Genomic DNA, 4,762 nt, shown 5'->3' with positions numbered 1-4,762 from the left:
CGACCGGGCCAGCTCGCGCCCCGTCGCGGCACGGCTGCGCGCCGCCGCCCTGGCCGAGCCGCGGCTGCGGTACCTGCGACTGCCGACGCCCGCGGACGAGGCCACAGCGGTCAACGCGGGGCTGCGTCACAGCACCGGCGGGACGGTGCTGCTGCTGCACCACGACGTGGAACCCGCAGCCGACTGCCTGCCCAGGCTGCTCGCCGGCCTGGCACCTGATGCGGAAAACAGCGACGGGTCGATGGTCGTGCTCGGTGTGCAACCGCTCCTGCTCCATCCCGACGACTCCGTCGAGTGTGCCGGGGTGGTCCTGCCCCGGGCCGACGGGCTGCCCCTTCCCTTCCTCGCCGGACACCCTCCCGAGGACGCTCTGCGGACGACCGACCGCGCCTTCCCCGCGGTGAGCGCCACGGCCCTGCTGATGCGAGCAGGTGACCTGGTCGAGCTGCGCGGCCTCGACGCCTCCCTCGGCGAGCTGGCCGGCGCCGACCTGTGCCTGCGGGCGGCCCGGCTGCGGCCGGGCCGATTCCTGGTCGAGCCCGCCGCGCGGGCCTGGCACCACGACGACCACCCGGCGGCCGATCCCGACACGGTGGCCGAGCATCGCCGGAGGTTCTTGGAGCGCTGGCGCGGAGCGCTGCCCGCCACCGGGCCGCAACGGTGGGGCGAGCTCGGGTTCGAGGTCCGCGCGAGCACCGCGGGAGACGGGTCGGCGCAGGCCCTCCCGGCCCTCGTGGTCCGTCGCCCCGCCGTGCCGGGCCCCCTGCGCTGGGGGCTGGTGCTGGCCTCCCCCGGTGGCCCGGAGGGAGACCGGTGGGGTGACACGCACTTCGGTGCGTCGCTGGCGCGGGCGCTGCGGGCCGGCGGCCAGGAGGTGGTGACGTACCGGCACGGCGCCCATGACCGCGGCACCGCGAGCCTCGACGACGTGGTGCTGGGTATCCGGGGGCTCGACCCGGTGCGACCGGTTCCGGGAGCGGTGTCGGTGCTGTGGGTGATCAGCCATCCCGACGACGTCGACCCCGCCGAGCTGCAGGACTTCGACCTGGTCTTCGCCGCGTCCGCCCCGTGGGCCCGCGAGATGGGCGACCGGTCGGGGCGACCGGTGGGGGTCCTGCAGCAGGCCACCGACGTCTCTCTGCGCGCGGACCTGCGTCGCCCGGTGGGCACCGGCGACGTCCCGGTGTTCGTGGGCACGACCCACGGGGGCCGGCCGCGCCGGATCGTGGCGGACGCGCTGGCGACAGGCGTGCGGTTCCGGGCCTTCGGGCCCTGGCGGGGCCGGATCCCCGACGAGCTCGTGGGTGGCGGCTACGTGCCCAACGAACGGCTCGGCAGCCTCTACCGGGAGCACGGCCTGGTCCTGGCCGACCACCACGCCGACATGGCCCGCCACGGCTTCGTGGCCAACCGGCTCTACGACGCGGTGGCCTCGGGCGCCCGGGTGGTCACCGACCCGGTGGCCGGGCTGGAGGTGTTTGAGGGGGCCGTCCAGCCCTACCACGACCGCGCCGAGCTGGCGTTCCTGTGCAGCCCGCAGGGGCGGGCGCGGTTCCCCGACGAGGACACGATGGCCGCGATCGCCGACCGGGTGGCCCTCGTGCACTCCTTCGACGCCCGGGCACGGGTGCTCCTGGAGGCCGTCCTCGACGTACGACGGGAGCGCGGGTGACCGGTGGGCGCGGCCCCGCTCAGGGACGCGTCCCGAGGAGCGCCTCGATGTCAGCCGAGCAGCGCGTCGACGAAGGCCCCGGCGTCGAAGGGAGCCAGGTCGTCGGGGCCCTCGCCGAGCCCGACGAGCTTGACCGGTACGCCGAGCTCGCGCTGGACCGCCATCACGATGCCGCCCTTGGCGGAGCCGTCCAGCTTGGTCAGCACGATGCCGGTGACGTCGACGACCTCGGAGAAGACCCGGGCCTGGATCAGGCCGTTCTGGCCGGTGGTCGCGTCGAGCACCAGCAGCACCTCGGTGACCGGGGAGTGCTTCTCGATGACCCGCTTGACCTTGCCGAGCTCGTCCATCAGGCCCGCCTTGTTCTGGAGGCGGCCGGCGGTGTCGACGATCACGGTGTCGACGCCGCGCTCGAGGCCCTCGCGGACGGCCTCGAAGGCCACCGCGGCCGGGTCCCCGCCCTCGGGGCCGCGGACCACCTCGACGCCCACGCGCTCGCCCCACGTCGCCAGCTGGTCCACGGCCGCCGCCCGGAAGGTGTCGGCCGCGCCGAGGACCACCGACCGGTCCTCGGCCACGAGGATGCGGGCGATCTTGCCGACGGTCGTGGTCTTCCCGGACCCGTTCACCCCGACCACGAGCAGCACGCCGGGCCGGCCGTCCTCGCCGCTGACCTGGAGCCGGCGGTCCATGGTGGGGTCGACGAGGGCGAGCAGCTCCTCGCGCAGCACGGCGCGGGCGTCGGGGGCCTGCCCGCCCTCCACGCGCAGCCGCGTGCGCAGGTGCTCCACCACCTGCTGGGTGGGTGCCACCCCGATGTCGGCGGTGAGCAGGGTTTCCTCGATGGACTCCCAGGTGTCCTCGTCGAGCCGGTCGCGTGAGAGGAGGGCCAGCAGGCCACGACCCAGGGTGCCTTGGGAGCGGGCCAGCCGCTGGCGCAGCCGCACCAGGCGTGAGGCGGTGCCTTCCGGCTTCTCCAGGGCCGGGGCGGCCTCGACCGGAGCAGCCTCCTCGACGACCGGTGGCGCCTCCGCGACCGCCGGGGCCGGCTCCTCGACCCGCGGCGGGGCGATGACCTCCGTGGTCGCCGTCGGCGGCGGGGTGCTGCGCCCGGGGCGCAGCAGCGCCACGAGCGCGATCAGCGCGACGACGGCGATGCCGATGATCAGGTACAGCCAGTCACCCATGGCGGCCATCCAACCAGAAGCGGGGTGAGTCGGCCGGGTCGGGCCGCTCCCCGGCGGGTGCGCTCAGCGTCGTCCCGGCGCCGAGGTGTCGTAGAAGTCGCTGGGATCGTGCCGGGTGGGCAGGGCACGGTGCAGACGCTGGAGCGCCCGGCCGAGCCAGGGCACGCCGGGGATCGGCTCGCCGCGGTAGGGGTAGGCGACGTAGGCGACCACGACGGCGGCCAGCAGGACGATAGCGAGCATCGCGACCGCGATGATCCACACGAGGAACCACTCCCGAGAGCTCAGGGACAGACGACGGCTCCACGGTGCCACACCACCGAGAGCCGGCGCACATCAACAGGCCGGCTGCGGGGCCGGGGTGGCCCATCTCACTGCCGCAGCAGCGGCACGACCGCCTCCCGCACCGCCGCCGGCATCGGGACGACGGGCCGGCCGGGGACGGTGTTGTCCACGTACACGTGCACGAACCGGCCGAGCGCCGCCGCCTCGTCCGACGGGCCTTGGAACAGCCCGATCCGGTAGACGACCGAGGACGTGCCGACCCGCTCGACCACCAGCCCCGACTCGACCGGAGCCGGGAACCCCAGCTCGCGGAAGTAGCGGCAGGAGGTCTCCGCGACGATGCCGATCTGTGGGAGCGCACGGATGTCGAGCCCGGTGGCCTCGTACAGGTGGGCGTTCACCGCGGTGTCGAACATCTCGTAGTAGGTCGCGTTGTTGAGGTGCCCGTAGGCGTCGTCGTCTCGCCACCGGGTGGTGATGGTGCGCCAGGCGACGAAGTCGGCACGGACGGGCGGCGCGGTCACGCCGACTCGGCCTCCCGCAGCCGCTGGCTGATCACTGCGGAGACCCCGTCGCCACGCATGCTCACGCCGTACAGGGCGTCGCCGACCTCCATGGTGCGCTTCTGGTGGGTGATCACGAGCAGCTGGGAGGTCTCCCTCAGCTCTTCGTAGATCTCCAGCAGGCGGCCCAGGTTGGTGTCGTCGAGCGCCGCCTCCACCTCGTCGAGGATGTAGAAGGGCGAGGGCCGGGCCTTGAACAGGGCGACCAGGAAGGCGACGGCCACCAGCGACCGCTCGCCCCCCGACAGCAGCGAGAGCCGCTTGACCTTCTTGCCCGGCGGGCGCGCCTCGACCTCGACGCCGGTGGTCAGCATGTCTCCGGGGTCGGTGAGCACCAGACGCCCCTCGCCCCCGGGGAAGAGCCGGGCGAAGGTCTGGCCGAAGGCGACCTCGACGTCGGCGTACGCCTCGGTGAACACCTGCTCCACCCGGGCGTCGACCTCCCGCACGATGTCCAGCAGGTCCCGGCGGGTGCGCTTGAGGTCCTCCAGCTGCTCGGTGAGGAACTTGTGCCGCTCCTCCATCGCGGAGAACTCCTCCAGCGCCAGCGGGTTGACCCGGCCCAGCATCGCCAGGGCACGTTCGGCCGCGCGCAGCCGCTTGGCCTGCTCCTCGCGGACGAAGGGGACGGGCTCGGGCGGCTCGGTGCCGTCCTCGACCTCGCCGGTGAACGGAACGAGCTGGTCGGGGCCGTACTCGGCGACCAGGGCCTCGGCGTCCAGCCCGAGCTCGTCGAGGGCTCGCTCCGCCAACTGCTCGATGCGCATCCGCTGCTGGGTACGGGCCATCTCGTCGCGGTGGACCGAGCTCACCAGCTCGTCGTGCTCCCGGGCCAGGTCGCGCAGCCGCGCCCGCACGCCGAGGAGCTCCTGCTCCCGCCGCTGACGGGCCGCCTCCACCGCTGCCCGCTCCGCCGCGGCCAGGTCGACCGACTCCTCCAGCCGGGACAGCACGACCCGGACCGCCGCACCGACCGCCTCGGCCGCCTGCCCCTCGCGGAGCAGCCGCTCACGTCGTTCGGCCGCACGGGCCCGGGTCTCCCGCTCGGTCCGGGC

At 74.3% G+C, this 4,762-nt stretch carries 5 protein-coding genes; 1 reads left to right on the top strand and 4 read right to left on the bottom strand.

Translation table 11 applies throughout. The annotated features are described in order from the left end of the window. The coding region (locus tag PLP61_RS15010) for a glycosyltransferase family protein (protein WP_324503561.1) at positions 1-1,672 on the top strand (1,672 nt) is incomplete at its 5' end. Between the two features lie 50 nt (positions 1,673-1,722). On the opposite strand, the gene ftsY is transcribed toward PLP61_RS15010, so the two are convergent. The 4 genes from ftsY to PLP61_RS14990 all read right to left on the bottom strand — a co-directional run. After that, positions 1,723-2,859, bottom strand: coding sequence for a signal recognition particle-docking protein FtsY (gene ftsY / locus PLP61_RS15005; protein WP_324503560.1), 1,137 nt, complete (start codon positions 2,857-2,859; stop codon positions 1,723-1,725). Between the two features lie 63 nt (positions 2,860-2,922). After that, on the bottom strand, positions 2,923-3,123 hold the full coding sequence (locus tag PLP61_RS15000; protein ID WP_324503559.1) for a hypothetical protein: 201 nt from the start codon (positions 3,121-3,123) through the stop codon (positions 2,923-2,925). A gap of 107 nt (positions 3,124-3,230) precedes the next feature. Further along, the gene (locus tag PLP61_RS14995) at positions 3,231-3,668 is read right to left on the bottom strand and encodes an acyl-CoA thioesterase (RefSeq protein WP_324503558.1); all 438 of its coding nucleotides are present in this window, start codon (positions 3,666-3,668) and stop codon (positions 3,231-3,233) included. Continuing rightward, on the bottom strand, positions 3,665-4,762 hold a 1,098-nt coding region (locus PLP61_RS14990; protein WP_324503557.1), incomplete at its 5' end, for an AAA family ATPase. The genes PLP61_RS14995 and PLP61_RS14990, both read right to left, overlap by 4 nt.

The organism is Nocardioides sp., assembly GCF_035429765.1.
In the GTDB taxonomy this organism is placed as follows: Bacteria; Actinomycetota; Actinomycetes; order Propionibacteriales; family Nocardioidaceae; genus Nocardioides.
The sequence above is the reverse complement of the archived record's forward strand: the minus strand, read 5'-3'. Positions and strand labels throughout refer to the sequence as shown.